This is a genomic window from Shewanella inventionis (assembly GCF_014641855.1).
Lineage (GTDB): Bacteria > Pseudomonadota > Gammaproteobacteria > Enterobacterales > Shewanellaceae > Shewanella > Shewanella inventionis.
This window is the reverse complement of record NZ_BMII01000006.1, coordinates 45520-66280: the sequence shown is the minus strand read 5'-3', so window position 1 is coordinate 66280 and position 20761 is coordinate 45520. Positions and strand designations below refer to the sequence as shown.

Here is a 20761-nt window from a genome sequence, read left to right as displayed (position 1 = left end):
AATGCAAGTTAATTCAAAATTAGCCAGTGCGGTTCGCATTGCGTTAATCAGTGGTGTAGCCTTGTCTGCCACCACATCAATCTATGCTGTTGCAGAAGAAACAGACGCATCAAATGTTGAACGTATTTCTGTTACGGGCTCACGCATTATTCGTGAAGGTGCAATCGCGCCAACACCTGTAACTGTTATTACCGGTGACGAATTGTTATCAACAGGTGTAACTAACATTGGTGAAGCGCTAAACCAATTACCTGCACTAGGCAACACCTACTCATTGGCAAACTCTGGTCGTTTTATTGGTACTTCTGGACTTAACTTACTTGATTTAAGAAGCATGGGTACTGCTAGAACCCTAGTGCTAGTTAATGGTAAGCGCCATGTATCAAGCTCTGCGGGTACTTCATCTGTTGACGTCAATACCATCCCAAGTGTGTGGATTGATAAAGTAGAAGTGATCACCGGTGGCGCATCTGCAATTTATGGTGCTGATGCGGTAACAGGCGTGGTTAACTTTATTTTAAAGAAAAATGTTAACGGTTTAGATGTTTCTGCCACAAAAGGCTGGGCTGATGACAGCGATTTTAATAAAGATCGTTTCTCTCTTTCTTACGGTACCGATTTTGCGCAAGGCGATGGTAATATTGCTTTTGCCGTTGAGTACAGTGCACAAGATGAATTAGCCGCTTATGACCGCGAGCAAACTGCAACATCGTTTGCCAGTTTAACCAACTCAAGCCGCACCGTAGATAATAACGACCCAGCTGATCCTGATAAAATTTTAACGCCAAATGCAGGTCATTACAGCATCAGTAATGCCGGCACGTTTTATTTAGATGGTTGGAAAACCTTTAACGCTGACGGTTCAATGAAAGATGTGTACTTGGGCGAAAACGTTGATGGTATTCGTTGTGCCGATTGTGACTTCACTAACTTAAATCAGTTTGTTACCTTGCAGCCTGAATTTGAACGTTACAATATTAACTTCAAAACAAACTACCAACTAAACGATGATCACAACGTTTATTTTGAAAGCAAATACGTTAATAGTCAGTCAACTGACGAAGGACAACCTGCATTTTTCTTTGGTAGTTCAGTTAACAATGTCAGCATAGATAATGCCTTTGTTAGCCCAGAACTTGCGAGCTTAATGCAAGCTAATGACGTAGACACGATCAACGTTCGTCGCTTTATGACGGATTTAGGTGTACGTATCGAAGATGATACCCGTGAAACCCAACGCTACGTTTTAGGTATGGAAGGTGTTGTTTTAGAAGATTGGGATTACGATGTTTACGCTGTTTATGGCCAAACTGATCTTGAGCGTATTAACAAAAACAACTTAGTCTATAGCAATTACGCCAATGCGCTTGATTCAATTTTAGTTGATGGCGAAGCCGTATGTCGCGATGAAACAGCAAGAGCTGCTGGCTGTGTGGCTGTTGATATTTTTGGGTTTGGTGCTCCTAGCCAAGAAGCCATTGATTATATTAATACCACCTCTATCGGTACCTCGGTGATTAAGCAGACCGTATTAGGTGGCACTATGACAAACTCTGGTTTGTTTGAAATGCCAGCGGGTTATGTTGGGTTCTCTACCGGTGTTGAATACCGTAAAGAACAAAGTGAAATCTTTGAACCTGATAATGCTGAAGGAACTTTCTTCAACGTATTGGGTGAAGACAAGGGCGAATTTGACGTCAGCGAAGTCTTTGCCGAAATGACAGTGCCGTTATTAGCTGACTTACCTATGGTTCGTCAGTTAGATCTTGATTTAGCTGTTCGTTTTGCTGATTACAGCACCATTGGCAATGCCACTACCTGGAAAACAGGCTTAAGCTGGGAAGTCGACGACGAAGTTCGTGTTCGTACTACGTACTCTGAAGCAATCCGTGCACCTAACATCAGTGAGCTTTATGGCGCTGCGAGTCAAACGTTCTTTAGTGTTGATGACCCTTGCCGCACATCAAACCTAAATGACTTAAGTGATGCCTCTGTTCGCGAAGCAAACTGTGCCGCATTAGGCGTTTCAAGCAGCTTTGACTCAGATTATGATGACAAAACACTTGAAGGATTAAGTGGCGGTAATGAAGAGTTAAAAGAAGAAGAGTCAACAAGTTACACCTTAGGTGTGGTATATCAACCAAGCTTTATCGAAGGTTTGTCTATTACCACTGATTACTGGGATATCGAAATCGAAAACGCCATTAGCGCTGTAGGTGCTCAAGATATTCTTGACCGTTGTGTAGACTCTACATCAGGTATTAACAACGAATACTGCAGTTTGATTACTCGTGATTCAAGCACTGGCGAAATTACCCAAATTAGACAATTTGCGTTAAATATCGCTTCACTTGAAGCATCTGGTATCGACTTTGATATTCGCTACACCTTTGAAGCCTTTGAAGGTGACGTAACAACTAACCTGATTGCGACTCGTCTGCTTAAGCGTAATGATTATTCATTCCAAGATGAGCCAGACACTTATGAAGAGCTTGCTGGTACGGCTGGTTATGCAAAGTGGCAGGCTAACTTAAGTGTAGGTTATGCGATCAATAACTGGGACTATGCCTGGAGAACTCGTTATATCCAAGCGGTAGACTTGTACACTAACTACACATTAGATAACAATGCAAACCCAAGCAGCGCTATGGCCTATGGCGACTACTACATCAGTGATGTATCTGTGGCGTATAACTTTGACTCTGGCGTGACATTGAAGTTTGGTATCGACAACGTATTTAACCGTGACTTACCTTACGGTACTACAGGTACTGAAGAAGCAAGCTCAGCGTATGACAACGTAGGTCGTTTCTTCCACACCACAGCAACTTATAAATTTTAAACATTGATATGATGTTTTTATAAGTTCTGTCTTTTAAACGGCATCTTTTGATGCCGTTTTTTTATTTGTATGTATGGGGGTAAAGCCCGCCTGTTTCTTGGATTACTGCTAATCTCGCCACAAAACTCACATTGATGACTATACCGTATAGCCAAAATGACCGACTATTGGCTCATTGGCTTTACTATCAATAGGTAATGTATGCATTTCACATTAAAACAAATCGCTGTTTTTGACGCAGTGGCCAGCCTAGAAAGTGTTAGTGCGGCGGCCAAAAAATTATCGATGAGCCAATCTGCTGTGAGTATGTCATTAAGTCAACTTGAGCATTTACTGGGACGTCCGTTATTTATACGTCAAGGAAATCGATTAATTTTGAGTCACTGGGGGCAATGGTTACGCCCAAGAGCTCAAAAGTTGCTCCAAGATGCCCAACAAATAACCCTCGGCCTACATGACCAACATATTATCAGCGGCACCGTTAAGCTATGCTCCAGCCAAACTGCAGCAGAACACCTACTCCCTCAACTTATCAGTAACATTGATAATGACTTTCCTGAACTCAGGATAGAGCTCGCGGTAGAAAACAGTGATCATGTTGCCAAAGAAGTACTAGATTACCAATTTGACTTAGGCATTATTGAAGGACGTATTGATGACAGTCGACTTCATCAAGAACCGTGGATAGATGACCACCTTGTCGTTGTTGCAGCCCCCCACCATCCCTTCGCTCAGCACCCTAAAACCAGCCTGTCTCAGCTAGAGCTCGCTAAATGGGTATTAAGAGAACCTGGTGCGGGTACACGACGCATTTTTGATGCAGCAATTCACGGATTGATTGATAAACTCAACGTGTGGAAAGAATATGAACAAGTCGGTTTATTAAAAGCACTTGTTAAAAATGGAGTCTATTTAAGCTGCCTGCCCTATTTAGATATTGAAAAAGACGTATTTAAAGGTGAGTTGGTGGTGCTCAACACACCAGAGCTTAATTTAAATCGTCATTTGTCGTTTATATGGCGTCAAGATACGGGTGATAATCCGTTAAGAGCCTGCCTTATTGCTGAGGCCAAACGACTAGCTAAAAAATAGCATTAATAAAACAATATCCAAAAAGCGTTATATCGACTATGCCAGCACAAGATATTTAGACCCACAATAAACGACTGGTAAATGACTGAATCAAAAATTAAAACCACTCAACGGATATGCACAGACAGTGCAAAAGTGTAGGTAATCTAAATAAAAAACACAGTTTCAGTGGGCTTTGTTTGTAAACATTATGGCGTAAATATGGCGTAAAATTGATGACTAAATGAACACATGCAACGGCAACAAATGCGATTACCCTTCTAAAAAATTAGGTTTTTCGATACTGCAAGAGGATAAATAAATGGACGACATTAAACTCTTCCTATCAAAGCTAGATAATGAGGCCAGGCAGAAAGATGCACATAGTCTGTTATCACTACTTGAAAGCGCATCGGGTTATAAACCCTATTTAATGGGAAGCATTATTGGATTTGGTCACTATCATTATCAATATGAGAGTGGCCGAGAAGGCGAATCTGCCGTCATAGCCTTCTCACCGCGTAAACAACATTTAGTGGTGTATATCATGCCAGGATTTGAAGCATACCAACAATTACTTTCAAAGCTAGGCAAGCATAAATTAGGTAAATCGTGCCTCTACATCAATAAATTATCAGATATAAACCTAACGGTATTCACTGAAATTGCAACACACTCGGTAAAGCACATGCAGCAAAAATACCATTGTAAAGCAAGCTAGTATGCTAATCACAAATACTATCACTGGATAGGAGATCCACATGGTTCATAACAATATGCTGGATATGCTTGCTCAATTTGAGCTGGTAATAACCCATGAATTTACCGCTGACAATTTAGCTGACGCTGATGGCGATAATATATTGATGCAAAAGCAATTTGAACAAGAAATTCAAATGGCGTTTGCAGAATGGGATATTGAGATTGAACTCGATAAAGACATTCACCATACCCAGGTTCAACACCACAGTTTTTTAGGCCGTTTACAGCGCAGCGCCCTGTTAAATACAGATGATGTAATTGACAATGATATGCTTTTACATCAAATGAAATCCGATGTCATTCAATGTTGTAATATGATTGCTTATGACACTATGCTCGTTTCGTTTCGGTGCCTGTAAACTTTGGCTATACCAAATCAACTTGAAGATATTTGCTTCAGAGCATCGCCTTGTTTTCGGTGCTGGGCGCGGTAATGAAGCAACCTTACATCACCAATCAAATAACAACATTACCCTGCAACCTTGATTTGAACAAAAAACAAACGACACCATCCCGTATAAATGCAATTTATTGATCTAATATTAGCTTCAATTTGTTAACCAGCTCCCACTTCGAATAAACAAAACATCAACTTTCTTGATAGCAAGTGATGGTCTGCACGGCCTATGCTAAAATTAACAGGTAAATTGGTCTTACCAAGAAAAACACACACTATAAGGACATCACTGTGGCGCAATTTGATGAAAATGCATCGCAGTCGAGTAAGGTGATCTGAGCGCATTAAGCTCATTGGCTAGCTAACTTAATGGCCAACCGCCATCACTGCAATGGAACACACTCAACTTCATCAATTGATGAAATAACCTGTTCTTTTCGGAGAATGAGAAATTATGTCAGATACAAGCAATCAAGCAGCCACACCAGACAATGAAGCGAGTTACAGTGAACTTCACCGCCCAGCCAGTGAATTTGCAACGCGCGATGCCTACTTAGAAAACGAATTAAAAATAATGAAACCAAGGCGCTGGGGACTTAACCTTCCTGGGCGTGACTTTCGCTTTGAATGGGAAGACTTAGTCCCAGCCATCGCAGGTACTATTGGTATTACAGTAATGTACTCAGCGGTAATGGCTGCATGGGCGGCAGGGCTCAGTGAAAAGTGGGAGCATGTCAATCTGGGGGCTGAATTTGCCATTCAAATTGTGCGCGTAGAAATGCTTATTCCTGCATTATTGTTTTGTATTATCAGCTCGGGATTAATTAATCCACGTGCAAACCTTGGCGGAAATCACGGCCCAATGATCCCGCTCATTGGCACCATCGCCCTTGCTGGTGCTCATCCGTTAGCTTTAGCAATCCTTATCGGTATATTCGGCTTGTTATTAAGCTATTTCAAAGGGGGTTCAAAACTGGTTAATCTCACCAGTAGTGGAGTTGCTGGCGGCTTATTGGTGTTTCTTGGCTTTATGGGTGCTAAGAGTCAAATAGGGTCGTTGTTTGATTGGGCTGGCGGCTTACAAGCGAAACACAGCTTAGATTATTCATTAGGGTATGTAGCCTTTATCATCCTGGTAATAAACGTCATCATCTATGCGTCATTAGCTAAGTTTGGCAAACGTTGGTTAGCCATTCCGCTGTGTTCGATTGCTGCCATTGCGTTAGCATTTGGACTGGGCGCAGGGCTTGATCTGCAATTTACTACCGCACCTGGTATCCCTAATTTAAACCCCGTTTACTGGTGGGGCTCTACAGAACACGGCTGGATGTTGGGCTTACCTAATATGGCCCACTTTATCGCCTCTCTACCTTTCGCCATTTTAGCTGTCGCAATGTGGTCACCTGACTTTTTGGGTCACCGTATTTTCCAAGAGCTCAACTACCCTAAAGGTGCAGAAAAAGTATTAATGGATGTGGACGACACGATGACCACATGCTCAATCAGACAGATGGTTGGTACAGCTGTAGGTGGCGGTAACATTACTTCATCTTGGGGAACATACATGATCCCTGCGGCTATCGCTAAACGCCCTATTCCAGCAGGCGCAATTTTACTCGGTAGTTTATGTATTATTGTGGCGATTGTAGGTTACCCAATGGATATCACCGTATGGCGCCCTGTAATGTCTATTGCGCTATTAGTCGGTGTGTTTTTACCGCTACTTGAAGCGGGTTTACAAATGGTAAAAGATACCACCAGCAGTCAAGCTGCCGGCATTTGTATTTTCGCCTCATTTGTTGCCAACCCAGTACTTGCTTGGGCACTAACAATGCTACTTGATAACAATGGTTTGATTGGCGATAAAGAGCGCCCTAAAACATTATCATTTGCTGACCGAATTGTGATCCCAGGCCTTGCATTTGTGATTTGTTTAGCCGCCATGCTTGCCGTAGGAATGATTGAAGGCATCCCTGCACTGCTATAATAAAACCTCACTCAAAAAACCACTAAAAAAGCGAAACAGATCATGTTTCGCTTTTTTTATTGGCTGCTTAACGCCAAATAAAAAACGGTATTGTTAACCAGTTAACAGTTTTACCAATCCAATAACGAAATGTGCCGAAAATACCTATGGCTTGTGCTATTATTATTGGGTGGATAAATGGTCTTACCAATTTAAAACCATTGCCGGTTATTAGATCTGAAGCGTCATTAAAGTGAGTTAGGCATACCGATTGCCAAGAATGTCGCAGAAGCGGTAAACGACTCAGTCTAGCGAATGTTCCTAGACACTAGAATGCAAACATTTAACGGATAACAGCGCTTGTTTTACTTGAAAGGTATCCGTAATTAAACAACCAGAGGGTTAAGTAAATGACAGATAAAACCGAACTATTTGCCAATGCGTGGGAAGGTTTCGTAGCTGGCGATTGGAAAACAGAAGTTAACGTACGTGACTTTATCCAGAAAAACTATACGCCATACGAGGGTGATGAAGCATTCTTAGCTGGCGCAACCGATGCTACTTTATCGCTATGGGATAAAGTGATGGAAGGCATCAAGTTAGAAAACCAAACTCACGCACCTGTCGATTTTGATACTGATATGGTGTCAACCATTACCTCGCACGACGCAGGCTATATCAACAAAGATCTAGAAACGATTGTTGGTTTACAAACAGATGCACCATTAAAACGCGCCATGTTGCCTAATGGCGGCATTCGTATGGTTGAAGGTTCATGCCAAGCTTATGGTCGCGAACTAAACGCTGACGTGCAATATACTTACTCAGAATTACGTAAAACCCACAACCAGGGGGTATTTGATGTATACACGCCTGAAATCATGGCATGTCGTAAATCTGGCGTATTAACCGGATTACCAGACGCATACGGTCGTGGTCGTATTATTGGTGATTACCGTCGTGTCGCGTTGTATGGTATCGACTATTTAATGCAAGACAAGTTTAACCAATTTGCATCTTTACAAGCTCAAATGGAAGCCGGTGAGGATTTGCAAAGTGTTATCCAGCTTCGTGAAGAAATCGCAGAACAACATCGAGCTTTAGGTCATATGAAAACCATGGCCGCTAAATACGGCTGCGATATTTCTGTTCCAGCTAAAAACGCGAAAGAAGCAATTCAGTGGACGTACTTTGGCTATCTTGCTGCAGTGAAAAGCCAAAACGGCGCGGCAATGTCATTAGGCCGTACTTCAACCTTCCTTGATGTTTACATTGAACGTGATTTAAAAAGCGGCTTAATCACAGAACAGCAAGCGCAAGAAATGATTGACCATTTCGTAATGAAACTGCGTATGGTTCGTTTTTTACGTACTCCAGAATACGACGAATTATTCTCTGGCGACCCAATTTGGGCAACAGAGTCTGTTGCAGGTATGGGCCTTGATGGTCGTACACTGGTGACTAAATCAAGCTTCCGTTTCTTGCACACTCTTTACAACATGGGTGCAAGTCCAGAGCCAAACATCACAGTATTGTGGTCGACTCAACTACCACAAGGCTTTAAAAGCTACTGTGCTAAAGTATCAATTGACACCAGCTCAATTCAATATGAAAACGATGACTTAATGCGTCCGGACTTCGAGTCAGACGACTATGCTATCGCATGTTGTGTAAGCCCAATGGTTGTCGGTAAGCACATGCAGTTCTTCGGAGCTCGCGCTAACCTTGCCAAAACCATGCTTTATGCCATCAACGGCGGTGTTGACGAAAAACTTAAAATCCAAATTGCGCCTAAAGCAGATGCTATTACCAGTGACGTATTAGAATTTGACGATGTGATGTCTCGTTTAGACGGCTTAATGGATTGGTTAGCGACACATTACGTGACAGCACTAAACGCAATTCATTTTATGCATGACAAGTACTCTTACGAGTCTGCATTAATGGCCCTTCATGACCGTGATGTACGCCGTACCATGGCATGCGGTATTGCAGGCTTATCCATTGCAGCTGACTCACTGTCTGCTATTAAATACGCAAAAGTTAAACCTATTCGTGATGAAGACGGTATTGCCGTAGATTTTGAAATCGAAGGTGATTATCCAAAATTTGGTAACAACGATCCACGTGTTGATGACATTGCCTGTGACTTAGTAGAGCGTTTTATGGCTAAAATTCGCGATAAGAAAATGTATCGCAATGCCATTCCTACGCAGTCTATCTTAACCATTACCTCTAACGTGGTTTATGGTAAGAAAACCGGTAACACACCAGACGGTCGTCGCTCAGGTGCCCCATTTGCACCAGGTGCTAACCCAATGCACGGCCGTGATGAAAATGGCGCGATTGCTTCATTAACGTCTGTGGCTAAGCTGCCATTTGCTCACGCTCAAGACGGTATTTCTTATACCTTCTCAATTGTGCCAAATGCATTAGGAAAAGATGACTCAGGTCGCCGTACCAACTTGGCATCATTAATGGATGGTTATTTTGCCAGCAAAGCCAATCGTGAAGGTGGTCAACACTTAAACGTGAACGTGATGAACCGTGAAATGCTTGAAGATGCGATTGTGAATCCAGATAAGTATCCACAATTAACCATCCGTGTATCAGGTTACGCTGTACGCTTCAACGCACTGACACCTGAGCAACAACAAGACGTCATTACACGTACTTTCACTAAAGGTCTGTAGTCTCTGCTAAAATGGGCTGTATCGACATTTCGATACAGCCTTTTTTTCGACATTAAGGAACCCCAATGACGTTAGGTCGCATACATTCAGTGGAATCATTTGGTACAGTTGATGGACCCGGTATCCGCTATATCACATTTATGCAAGGCTGCCTGATGCGCTGCCAATATTGCCATAACCGTGACACATGGGATCTAGAGGGTGGAAAGCTTATGTCGGTTGAAGAGATTATGGCTCAGGTGATTGCTTATCAGCCGTTTCTCGATGCCAGTGGTGGCGGTATCACCGCCAGCGGTGGTGAAGCAATACTCCAAGCACAATTTGTCAGTGAATTGTTCAAAGCATGTAAAGCGCAAGGCATTCATACTTGTTTAGATACCAATGGTTTTGTTCGTAAATATGAACCCGTCATTGACGAGCTGCTCGACAATACTGACCTGGTGCTACTTGATATCAAACAAATGAATGATGCCAAACACATCGATTTAACCAAAGTCAGTAATCATCGTACCTTGCAATTCGCTCAATACCTTGCCAAACGCGGTATTAAAACCTGGATACGCTACGTGGTAGTGGCTGGATTTACAGAAGATGTTGAGTCGGCGATTGAATTAGCTGAATTTATTAAACCTATGCAAAATGTTGAAAAAGTAGAATTACTCCCTTATCACGCCCTTGGGGAGCACAAGTGGCAAGCCTTTGGTGAAGAATATGCATTGGCGAATGTTCATGCACCGAGTGAAAAGACTTTGCAACAACTGCAACATGTTTTTTTAGAAAGAGGCATAAAAGCAACATATTAAACTAGATTATGGTCTTTTAAGGTAAATTAGCGACCGTTTAATTACAGGATGAATTATAATTCTTCCCAGTAACTTCGGTCTAAACGTTCAAAGGCCAATTTTAAGATAGCAGCCATGTCTAAATAACAGGCTCTAGCGCTTAATGGTTGGCAAGCAACGCCCATTTCAGTCAAGGTTGAACTGAGCCGGTTGCCCCAATCAAATAATGACAACGGCAAAGGATGTCGCGCTCGCCATCCTAACCACAGCAAGCCTTGGATAGGTAAGCTGATAAAAAATAGTAATACAGTGATGGCTTGCGGTAAAAAGTCCCAGCCCAATACATAAAGCTGACTGACTGCGGCAAACAAACCCAAAATTGGCATCACAATGATGGCTAATTGTGTGGCTTTGACAACACGATATTCAGGGAAATATAACCCCAATTGTCGCACCATAGGCCAGGTCTTCATATAACGGCGACCATCTATAAATAACGTTATTACATTCATGTTCAATCAAGGTACCTAAACAACTGAGTACAAGGGTTTTACATTAGCATAATACAGAGAATTGTTCTAAATACACTAGTTTATAGCGTACACAATTCGTGGAGATACACCCAGGGTAACGATTGAATTCAACGTTACACAAAATGGATTTTATTATTTCATTTAGCTTCATTGACTTAAAAGGCGTTAACATGTCAGATAAATTAGTACTCGTCCTCAACTGCGGTAGCTCATCATTAAAATTTGCCATCATTGATGCTCAATCAGGCGATGAACAAATTTCTGGTCTTGCAGAATGTTTTGGTTTAGAAGATTCGCGCATTAAATGGAAATTTAATGGTGGTAAAAACGAAGCCAAACTTGGCGCGTTCACCGCACACCGTGAAGCGGTTGAATTTATCGTTAATAAAATCTTAGCCCAACAACCGCAATTGGCCGCCCAAATTAAAGCCATTGGTCATCGTATCGTACACGGTGGTGAAAAATTTACTCGCTCTGTGATTATCACCCCTGAAGTGATCCAAGGCATTGAAGACTGCGCGTCACTTGCACCATTACACAATCCTGCGCACTTAATTGGTATTCGCGCTGCTATTGCCTCTTTTCCTGACCTGCCACAAGTTGCGGTGTTTGATACAGCATTTCATCAAACCATGCCAGAAAAAGCCTATGTCTATGCTCTACCTTACAAATTGTATCGCGAACACGGTATCCGTCGTTATGGCATGCACGGCACTAGCCACCTATTTGTCAGCCGAGAAGCGGCAAAAGTATTAGGTAAAGACATAAAAGACACCAATGTGATTTGTGCTCATTTAGGCAATGGCGCATCTGTAACGGCTATCAAAGGTGGCAAAAGCGTCGATACATCAATGGGGTTAACTCCATTAGAAGGTTTAGTCATGGGTACGCGTTGTGGTGACTTAGACCCGTCAATTATTTTCCATTTAGTTAAACAATTGGGTTACACCCTAGATGAAGTGAATAACCTGCTCAACAAACAAAGCGGTTTATTAGGCATTTCTGAGCTAACAAATGATTGCCGTGGCATTGAAGAAGGTTACCAAGATGGCCATAAAGGCGCGACACTAGCATTAGACATTTTTTGCTATCGCCTAGCCAAATACATTGCTTCATACACAGTGCCATTAGGCCGTTTAGACGCGATTATTTTTACTGGCGGCATCGGTGAAAACTCAGATCTCATCCGTGAAAAAGTGCTTAACTTGCTTGAAATCTTTAACTTTAACGTTGACGACACACTGAACAAAGCCGCTCGCTTTGGCCAACAAGGTGTGATTACCAAAGCGGGTAGCACGGTTGCAATGGTTATCCCAACCAATGAAGAATGGGTTATTGCCGAAGATGCAATCAAGTTAATTGCAGCAAAATAAATTCGATACTGTTTTATTGAACAACAAAGTTTAAGAGGTTTTCATGTCTCGTAATATTATGCTAATTCCGATTGGCGTGGGCGTTGGTTTAACGTCACTTAGCTTAGGAATGGTTAGGGCACTAGAACGCAAAGGCGTTAAGGTGCAATTTTTTAAACCCATTGCCCAAATTCGCTCAGGTGACACAGGTCCAGAACGCTCAACCACCATTTTGAGTACATCGCCTACCGTCAATCCATTAGAACCATACAGCATGGAACATGCTGAAGCGTTAATTCGATCTGAGCAACAAGACGTGCTAATGGAGCAAATCATTGCTCGTGCAGCAGAGTGCGCAAGCAACACAGAAACACTAGTGATTGAAGGGTTAGTGCCAACTCGTAGCCACCCTTTTGCAGACGACATCAACTATGAAATCGCAAAAGCACTTGATGCCGATGTTATCTTTATCGCCACTCCGGGTGTCGACACCCCTAATGGGTTAATGAACCGCCTAGAAATTGCGTTCAACTCTTGGGGTGGGCAAAAAAACAAGCGTCTTATCGGTGCCATTATCAACAAAATTGGTGCACCCGTTGACGAAGAAGGTCGTACGCGTCCTGACTTATCAGACGTCTTTGATGACAAGCAAACTAATGTGACCGACAGTTCTGGTATGTTTCAATTACCGGGCAAGAGTCCGCTGCGCATTTTAGGTAGTGTGCCATATAATTTAGAGCTTATTTCACCAAGAGCCTCTGACTTAGCAAAACATTTAAATGCTAAAATCATCAACGCTGGTGAAATGCACACTCGCCGTATGCGTCGTGTCACCTTTTGTGCACGCAGCATTCCAAACATGTTGACTCACTTTAAAGCCAATTCATTATTAGTGACTTCAGGCGATCGTTCAGATGTGATTGTTTCAGCCTGTTTAGCCGCCATGAATGGCGTTAAAATCGGTGCACTATTGCTAACGGGTGGCTATCAGCCTGAACCAGAAGTAATGAAATTATGTGAGCAAGCCTTCGAAACGGGCTTACCAGTATTTTTAATCGACTCTAACACCTGGCAGACATCGCTCAATATTCAACGATTCGATCATGAAGTGCCCGTTGACGATGCGGTGCGAATTGAACGAGTGCAAGAATACGTAGCAAGTCATATTGATCAAACCTGGATCGAGAGCGTCACTCAAGACTCACCTCGTGAACACCGTTTGTCGCCTCCAGCATTCCGTTACAAACTAACCGAGCTTGCTCGTGCAGCTCGTAAAACCATTGTACTTCCTGAAGGTGAAGAGCCTAGAACCATAAAAGCGGCCTCGATTTGTGCCGATCGTGGTATTGCACGTTGTGTGTTAATTGGTAACCGTGAAGAAATTTTACGTGTGGCGTCGCAGCAAGATGTGATTTTAGGTGACGGCATTGAAATTATCGAGCCAGAAAATGCACGCGAAAAATACGTAGAACCTATGCTTGAACTTCGCCGTAGCAAAGGCCTAACCGAAGTGGTTGCCCGCGAACAACTCGAAGACAACATGGTATTAGGTACTATGATGTTAGCTCAAAATGAGGTTGACGGTATCGTCTCTGGCGCCGTGAACACAACCGCTCATACCATTCGCCCACCGCTACAGTTAATTAAAACAGCACCAGGCTCAAGCCTAGTATCATCCATTTTCTTTATGTTAATGCCTGATCAAGTGTTAGTTTATGGCGACTGTGCAATCAACCCAGATCCAAATGCAGAACAATTGGCAGACATCGCCATTCAATCTGCAGAATCAGCCAAAGCATTTGGTATTGAACCTCGCGTTGCCATGATCAGTTATTCAACGGGTAACTCTGGCACGGGTTCTGATGTGGATAAAGTTCGTGAAGCGACTCGCATTGCAAAAGAAAAACGCCCTGATTTAGTGATTGATGGCCCATTGCAATACGATGCGGCAGTGATGCCAAACGTAGCACAATCTAAAGCGCCTAACAGCCCTGTAGCAGGTAAAGCGACTGTGTTTGTATTCCCAGATTTAAACACGGGTAATACAACTTACAAAGCGGTACAACGAAGTGCCGATTTGATCAGTATTGGCCCTATGCTACAAGGTATGGCTAAACCGGTTAACGACTTATCTCGTGGCGCCTTGGTAGACGATATTGTTTACACCATCGCATTAACGGCGATTCAAGCATCGCAAAACAGCAATAAGTAGTAATAAGTAGCAAGTTGACTACAAAAAAGCACTGATGGTTAATCAGTGCTTTTTTATTGAGTCATGAATACCACTTCCACAGCAGAGCAAGACAGTAACAATTCACTTTCGCTATTAGCAGCGGCCTTGTTATCACTGTAACGTTAAGAATTAAATGTAAGATATTGAACAATTGATAAGCTCAACATGATTGACTAACACTTAAGCAAAGTTGAGGCTAATAGGTGAATAAATGAGGCATAACTACAGAAGCGGCATTTTTAACCACAAAATAAAAAACAATATTATCATGACGTTACAAACGCAACTAACAGTCATCAACAATCTTGTCCACAGAATCTGTGGATAACATTAACTTTTTTGACGCCTGTATTCGTTATAAAACTACAACGACAAGCATCAAGGTTAATCTTAGCGTATTTGTTTAACGATCAAATATGATCTAATTCACTAATGTATTCATATACGATGTATTCATATATGACACGCGTTGTTTGAATCGTCAAGTAAATGTGGCGCTAACCCACATAAATAGTGACTAACTGCGCAAAATCTAGCTTTTGTTTGTTTAATTTACGCACCACTAATATTAACATGCTTGCCCTCATTGCGGCCTTACATCATGATACCGACTCAAATCAGTGGTAATAAACACAGCCACCCCTCTCAACAAACGACTTACCACAATGCGACAACCACACTTGTGATATCAACAAACGAGCATAAGACAGTGATAGTGAAATTAGCCATTGCTCAGCTTTTAAACGCCTAAGTTTTAAAACCACTTCTGAGCTTGTCAGTCCAGTCATAAATCGAGATACTAGGGTTTGTTGATCTTTGCTGGTTGAGTGCTATTTAAGTTAAAAGCATGTTTATTGAAGAGAGTTTTGCTACTGGCCCTACAAGCACTAGTTGTTAAATATAGAATCGCTCAACAAAGAGTAAAACATTGTTAACCTGCATTGGGCTGGCTTTTCGGCCATTTTACAGTGTTATCGACTTTTTATGTAGAATACCTACAAGACAACATCTCGACCTCGCAGTGAGTCATGGCCAATAATTGGCGGCAAAAACAACCTTGAAAGGTCAATACAGGCCCAGGGTAAAAATAACGTTCAAAAATATAGAGTTATCGACTAATGATTTCCATAAAACCTATAACATTAATTACCCTACTATTCGTCTTTTTTTTGAGTGCATGTGAACAGTCAACAGACCCCAATGCACAGCCTAAACTCAGCCCTGAGCAAGTTTCTCTTGGTTTTTTTCAAGCTATCTACGTAGATAATGATGTTGAAAAAGCAAAGCAATTTGTTGCACCAGATATTCAAGAAGTCATGGATCACTATCACATTGCCTCAGCGGTTCAACGTCATGTTCTCGGCTTATCAATGAAACAAGTGACGATGTCGATTGATGAAATTGATATCGACTTTTTCAGAAAGTTTACTGATGACGTCACGGTCGTTGTCAAAATGGAAGGCTTGAAAGGCGGCAGACAGTGGGTTGACGATCGAACAATACGCCTCCATAAAAAAGGCAGTACATGGGTCATTGTAGAAATCTTACCTGAAAAAGGCAGAATTGAAGGCTAGTGCTGATTGGCATTAATCCATTTCGCCATTCACACACAACTATTGAAAGTAGTAATGTATAATTTAGAAAATTAAGTATTTCACTAATAAAAATAGCAGCCTAGGCTGCTATTTTTGTTTTCGGTGTCGGAGTATTTAATGTCGCCACTTTCTTGCTGACACATCAATATGCTCGTTCAATCATCTTACTCTTCGTCAGAAGGTAAAGACTCTAACACGTCATCTTTTACTTGATAGTAAGCATTTTCGTATTCATGAACTTCCATAATCACTCCAATCTTTTTAGGTCGTTTTGTAGGGGGGAGGCCTGTCTTATTATTTCAACAGCATACTGTTTGTGACTTAGCGCCAATAACACAGCATGCTGATGGGATGACATTTACCTTACAGAGAAAAGCACAATCACTTTCTTCTTGTTGGGGAGTATATCAATACTGAGTGTACTTTAAAATGAGAATTACAAAAAACTTTCAGTTTTGAATGTTAAATCGGCTTAAAAATGCAAAAAACAGTGTTTTACAGATAAAAAACTGAAAGACTTTCATCTTGAAACAAAAAACCGATGCATGGCATCGGTTTTAGGGCTGAGCTCAAAGACTCACCAAACTCATAAACTAAACCTGACTAATATGATTAAGGATCCGTTTTTCAGAGATCGGATAGGCCGTCCCTAACACTTGAGCAAAGCACGACACTCGATATTCTTCAATCATCCACCTGGCCTCAACCAATAGCTCTGGCACAGGTTGAGAGCGAGGCACTTTAGCCAGTTGTGCCGTCAGCGCTTCTTGCACCTTACTAATACTGTGCATATGTAGACGGTCACGAGTGGGATCAACGGGCAGTTTTTCTAACCTGTTTTCGATTGCTTTAAGGTAACGGGCAACATCAGGTAATCGCTGCCAGCCGCAATCTTCCACAAATCCTTTGTACACCAAGCTGTCTAACTGGGTTTGAATATCACTCATTGCAAATGCAATATCTAAACTGATTTTACCTTTTAAACGTTTTTTAATTCGCTGGTAAATGGTTAAAACTTGCTCAACATGTAATGCAATGTGCTCAGCGGTAGGATTAAGCTCCTGACGAACCCAATCTTTAGCCTGTTCAAACTGTGCCTCGTTGCGTATATCTAATTGCTTTTGATCAAGTAACTGCTGCACAGCCGCATTGATAATATCTTCAATTAATATTTGTACCTGCCCAAACGGGTTAAAGTACATGGCCAATTTGGCTTTATTGGGTAACGCTTGTTGTAAATGCTTAACGGGCGACGGAATATTGATTAGCAACAACCTGCGTAAGCCCACTCGATGATGACGCTTAGCTTCGTGCTCGTCATCAAAAAGCTTAATCGACACATCCGTTTTATTGTCAATAAGGGCCGGGTAGGCTTTAACTTCGTAGTTGCCTTTACGCTGCTGGTATTGAACCGGTAAATCACCAAATGTCCAGCTGGTGATGGCCTCCTGTTCAATGCCTTTGTCTGCCACTTTACGAATAGCTTTGGCTACAACGCCTTGTAACTGCCCTTTTAGCGTTTCTAGATCTCGGCCTTGAGCCACTAAACCACCTTTATCATCTTCAATCTTAAAGTTCATTTTAAGATGTTCAGTTAATTGGGTTAAGTCAAAGTCATCAGCAGTAATACGCACACCGCTCATGCGCAGCAGTTGCTTACACATTGACTCTATCATTGGCAATTCAAAGGGTTTCATTGCTTGATAACAGGCCCTGGCATAATCGGGGGCAGGCACAAAATTGCGGCGTAAATTTTTCGGTAGTGACTTAATCAAGGCCACCAGCTTTTCTTCACGCAGTCCTGGTACTAACCAATCAAAGTCACTGTCGTCGATTTGATTTATCAGCGCTACCGGGATGTGCACCGACACACCATCGTCGACATTGCCTGGTTCAAAATGATAACTGACTTGCAAGGCCAAATTGGCCTTATGCCACACGTCAGGGAAGTCCAGTGCCGAAATATGATCAGCACTACGCTGCATTAATAATGCTTGGCTGTAATCGAGTAAGTCAGGAGTTTCTTGGCGTGCTTTTTTCCACCAGGCGAAAAAAAGTGGCGCATTGTAAATACCCGCCGGAACTAAAGGCTCATAAAAATCCACTAGCACTTGTTCATCCACCAAAATGTCACGGCGACGCGACTTATGCTCTAACGATTCAATGTCGTTAAGCAGTTTTTGGTTATTAACAAAAAAGGCCTCTTTGGTTTGTAATTGCCCTTCTGCTAATGCACTACGAATAAAAATCTCACGCGCCTCAACTGCATCAATTGGCCCATATTGCACCCGGCGACGATTAACGATGGTTAAGCCGTATAGCACTTGGTTTTCAAGCGCGACTACACTGCCCGCTTTGGCTTCAAAGTGGGGTTCTAGGTAGTTCTTTTTCACTAAATGACTGGCTAAAGACTCGAGCCATTCAGGCTCTATTTTGGCGCAGCAACGGGCGAACAAACGCGATGTTTCTGTGAGTTCGGCTGCCATAATCCATTTAGGGCCTTTTTTGGCTAATGGCGATCCAGGAAACACAAAGAACTTACGATTACGGGCACCTAAATATTCGTTGTTTTCACCTTTAAAACCGATGTGACTGAGCAAACCTGATAACAAGGCTTTGTGTAATTGCTCATAACTTGCAGCATTGTCGCTCACACGCCACTTAAGTTCGTGGACGGCTTGCTTAACTTGGGTATACAAATCCTGCCATTCGCGAACACGTAAATAGGCTAAATACTCATCTTTACATTGTTTTCTAAATTGGCTCGCCGACAGTTCATGCTTTTGGTCTTTAACGTGATCCCACAGTTTTATCCAACTGACAAAGTCGGAGTCTTTATCAGCATAACGTCGATGACACTCATCGGCCGCTTGTTTTTTATCAATCGGACGCTCACGGGGATCTTGAATAGACAACCCAGAGGTGATCACTAAGGTTTCATGTAAACAACCTAACTTATTTGACTCAATAACCATTCTGGCTAAACGAGGATCAAGTGGAATTTTAGCTAAATCTTTGCCCAATGGGGTTAATACTAACTCACCACGTTGCTTTTTAACGGCTTGTAGTTCTTCTAGTAATAAAAAGCCATCACGAATGTGTTTTTGATCTGGCGGCTGAATAAATGGAAAACCGGCAATGTCGCCTAAACCAATGGCCAACATTTGCAAAATAACTGAGGCTAAATTAGTACGTAAAATCTCAGGATCGGTAAATTCAGGACGCTGAATAAAGTCCATTTCATCGTATAGGCGAATACAAATACCCGGACCAACACGACCACATCGGCCTTGACGCTGATTGGCACTGGCTTGCGATATCGGCTCAATTGGCAAGCGCTGTACTTTAGTGCGATAGCTGTAGCGACTAATACGTGCCGTACCAGGGTCAATCACATAGCGGATCCCAGGCACGGTTAATGAGGTTTCGGCCACGTTGGTGGCTAATACAATGCGCCGACCAATATGGTTTTTAAATACTTTCGATTGTTCGCCGTAAGACAAACGAGCATATAAAGGTAGTATTTCGGTATCGCGATATTGTTGTTTACGCAATAAATCAGCGGTGTCGCGAATTTCGCGCTCACCGTTCATAAAGATCAAAATATCGCCAGGGCCTTCGGCTATCAGTTCATCTACCGCAGCAAAAATGCCATCGCTAACATCTAAGTCGGCATCGTTATCGCGCACCAATGGCCTATAACGTGTTTCAACAGCAAACGTGCGTCCTGACACTTCAATAACTGGGGCGTTATCGAAATGCTTAGAGAAACGATCTACATCGATGGTGGCGGAGGTAATAATGACTTTTAAATCTGGGCGCTTTTTCAGCACTTGCTTTAAATAACCCAAGATAAAATCGATGTTTAGGCTTCGTTCGTGTGCCTCATCGATAATAATGGCATCATATTGATTTAAATAACGATCTGATGTTAGCTCAGCCAGCAAGATGCCGTCGGTCATCAGCTTTATATAGCTGTTTTCGCTTATCGCATCTGCAAATCGCACTTTAAAACCAACCACGTCACCTAATGGGCTATTAAGCTCGTCGGCAACACGATTAGCAACACTGCGAGCAGCTAAACGACGCGGTTGTGTGTGCCCTATAAGTCCACGAGTGCCTAGCCCTAACTCTAAACAAATTTTAGGCAACTGAGTGGTTTTACCGGAGCCCGTTTCACCAGCCACAATTACAACTTGATTATTGGCAATGGCAGAAGCGATGTCTTCGCGTTTTTGCGATACGGGGAGCTCGTCTGGGTAACTAATAACAGGCCGATCTTGCAGACGTTGCTGCGCTTTAGCATAGGCCTTTTCTGCGTCCTCGGTAAGCTTGGCTATGGTTTGAGATTTTTTTTCAGACTCGGGCTCTTTATTAATACGAAATAAACGACGACGGATTTTAGCCGCATCGGTTTGATAACAAAGATTAAGATACGCCTTAGATAGCGGGTGAAGGTCCGAATTCAAATCTGATTCCCTTGCTTACATCGAAAAAAAGCGATCCTAGCAAGGAAAACAGCATAATGGTAATGA

12 protein-coding genes are annotated in these 20761 nt (G+C 42.3%); 10 read left to right on the top strand and 2 right to left on the bottom strand.

The annotated features are described in order from the left end of the window. Nucleotide 1 precedes the first annotated feature (1 nt). The 7 genes from IEW93_RS04815 to pflA all read left to right on the top strand — a co-directional run bounded on the left by IEW93_RS04815 (nt 2) and on the right by pflA (nt 10534). Complete coding sequence (locus tag IEW93_RS04815) at nt 2-2842, top strand: TonB-dependent receptor domain-containing protein (protein WP_188737481.1); 2841 nt, start codon at nt 2-4, stop codon at nt 2840-2842. A gap of 201 nt (nt 2843-3043) precedes the next feature. Then, nucleotides 3044-3934 carry a LysR substrate-binding domain-containing protein gene (locus IEW93_RS04810; protein ID WP_188737479.1) on the top strand — a complete coding sequence of 297 codons (891 nt, stop codon included), beginning with the start codon at nt 3044-3046 and terminating at the stop codon, nt 3932-3934. Between the two features lie 301 nt (nt 3935-4235). Further along, on the top strand, nt 4236-4634 hold the full coding sequence (locus IEW93_RS04805) for a DUF1801 domain-containing protein (protein WP_188737477.1): 399 nt from the start codon (nt 4236-4238) through the stop codon (nt 4632-4634). A gap of 40 nt (nt 4635-4674) precedes the next feature. Then, nucleotides 4675-5034: a hypothetical protein gene (locus IEW93_RS04800; protein ID WP_188737475.1), complete on the top strand. Its 360-nt coding sequence runs from the start codon at nt 4675-4677 to the stop codon at nt 5032-5034. 492 nt (nt 5035-5526) lie between these two features. Next, on the top strand, nt 5527-7059 hold the full coding sequence (locus tag IEW93_RS04795; protein ID WP_188737473.1) for a DUF3360 family protein: 1533 nt from the start codon (nt 5527-5529) through the stop codon (nt 7057-7059). A gap of 389 nt (nt 7060-7448) precedes the next feature. Further along, nucleotides 7449-9731 carry a formate C-acetyltransferase gene (gene pflB, locus IEW93_RS04790; protein ID WP_188737471.1) on the top strand — a complete coding sequence of 761 codons (2283 nt, stop codon included), beginning with the start codon at nt 7449-7451 and terminating at the stop codon, nt 9729-9731. 65 nt (nt 9732-9796) lie between these two features. Continuing rightward, complete coding sequence (pflA, locus tag IEW93_RS04785; protein WP_188737469.1) at nt 9797-10534, top strand: pyruvate formate lyase 1-activating protein; 738 nt, start codon at nt 9797-9799, stop codon at nt 10532-10534. Nucleotides 10535-10587: 53 nt separating this feature from the next. On the opposite strand, the gene yfbV is transcribed toward pflA, so the two are convergent. Further along, nucleotides 10588-11025, bottom strand: coding sequence for a terminus macrodomain insulation protein YfbV (gene yfbV / locus IEW93_RS04780; protein WP_188737648.1), 438 nt, complete (start codon nt 11023-11025; stop codon nt 10588-10590). Between the two features lie 191 nt (nt 11026-11216). On the opposite strand from yfbV, the gene ackA reads away from it, so the two are divergent. From ackA to IEW93_RS04765, 3 genes are all read left to right on the top strand, one after another. Further along, a complete protein-coding gene (gene ackA / locus IEW93_RS04775; RefSeq protein ID WP_188737467.1) occupies nt 11217-12419 on the top strand; it encodes an acetate kinase in 1203 nt (400 codons plus the stop codon). Nucleotides 12420-12462: 43 nt separating this feature from the next. Further along, complete coding sequence (gene pta / locus IEW93_RS04770; protein WP_188737465.1) at nt 12463-14610, top strand: phosphate acetyltransferase; 2148 nt, start codon at nt 12463-12465, stop codon at nt 14608-14610. A gap of 1139 nt (nt 14611-15749) precedes the next feature. Beyond that, nucleotides 15750-16205, top strand: a complete 456-nt coding sequence (locus tag IEW93_RS04765) for a hypothetical protein (protein WP_283104345.1) — start codon at nt 15750-15752, stop codon at nt 16203-16205. 614 nt (nt 16206-16819) lie between these two features. Here IEW93_RS04765 and hrpA read toward each other — a convergent pair. Beyond that, nucleotides 16820-20695 carry an ATP-dependent RNA helicase HrpA gene (gene hrpA / locus IEW93_RS04760; RefSeq protein ID WP_188737462.1) on the bottom strand — a complete coding sequence of 1292 codons (3876 nt, stop codon included), beginning with the start codon at nt 20693-20695 and terminating at the stop codon, nt 16820-16822. Between the last annotated feature and the right edge of the window lie 66 nt (nt 20696-20761).

What these genes read in the sequence shown, in the direction of transcription:
- IEW93_RS04815 (WP_188737481.1), top strand. Translation starts at nt 2, where the DNA reads ATGCAAGTTAATTCAAAATTAGCCAGTGCGGTTCGCATTGCGTTAATC.
- IEW93_RS04810 (WP_188737479.1), top strand. Translation starts at nt 3,044, where the DNA reads ATGCATTTCACATTAAAACAAATCGCTGTTTTTGACGCAGTGGCCAGC.
- IEW93_RS04805 (WP_188737477.1), top strand. Translation starts at nt 4,236, where the DNA reads ATGGACGACATTAAACTCTTCCTATCAAAGCTAGATAATGAGGCCAGG.
- IEW93_RS04800 (WP_188737475.1), top strand. Translation starts at nt 4,675, where the DNA reads ATGGTTCATAACAATATGCTGGATATGCTTGCTCAATTTGAGCTGGTA.
- IEW93_RS04795 (WP_188737473.1), top strand. Translation starts at nt 5,527, where the DNA reads ATGTCAGATACAAGCAATCAAGCAGCCACACCAGACAATGAAGCGAGT.
- pflB (WP_188737471.1), top strand. Translation starts at nt 7,449, where the DNA reads ATGACAGATAAAACCGAACTATTTGCCAATGCGTGGGAAGGTTTCGTA.
- pflA (WP_188737469.1), top strand. Translation starts at nt 9,797, where the DNA reads ATGACGTTAGGTCGCATACATTCAGTGGAATCATTTGGTACAGTTGAT.
- yfbV (WP_188737648.1), bottom strand. Translation starts at nt 11,025, where the DNA reads ATGAATGTAATAACGTTATTTATAGATGGTCGCCGTTATATGAAGACC.
- ackA (WP_188737467.1), top strand. Translation starts at nt 11,217, where the DNA reads ATGTCAGATAAATTAGTACTCGTCCTCAACTGCGGTAGCTCATCATTA.
- pta (WP_188737465.1), top strand. Translation starts at nt 12,463, where the DNA reads ATGTCTCGTAATATTATGCTAATTCCGATTGGCGTGGGCGTTGGTTTA.
- IEW93_RS04765 (WP_283104345.1), top strand. Translation starts at nt 15,750, where the DNA reads ATGATTTCCATAAAACCTATAACATTAATTACCCTACTATTCGTCTTT.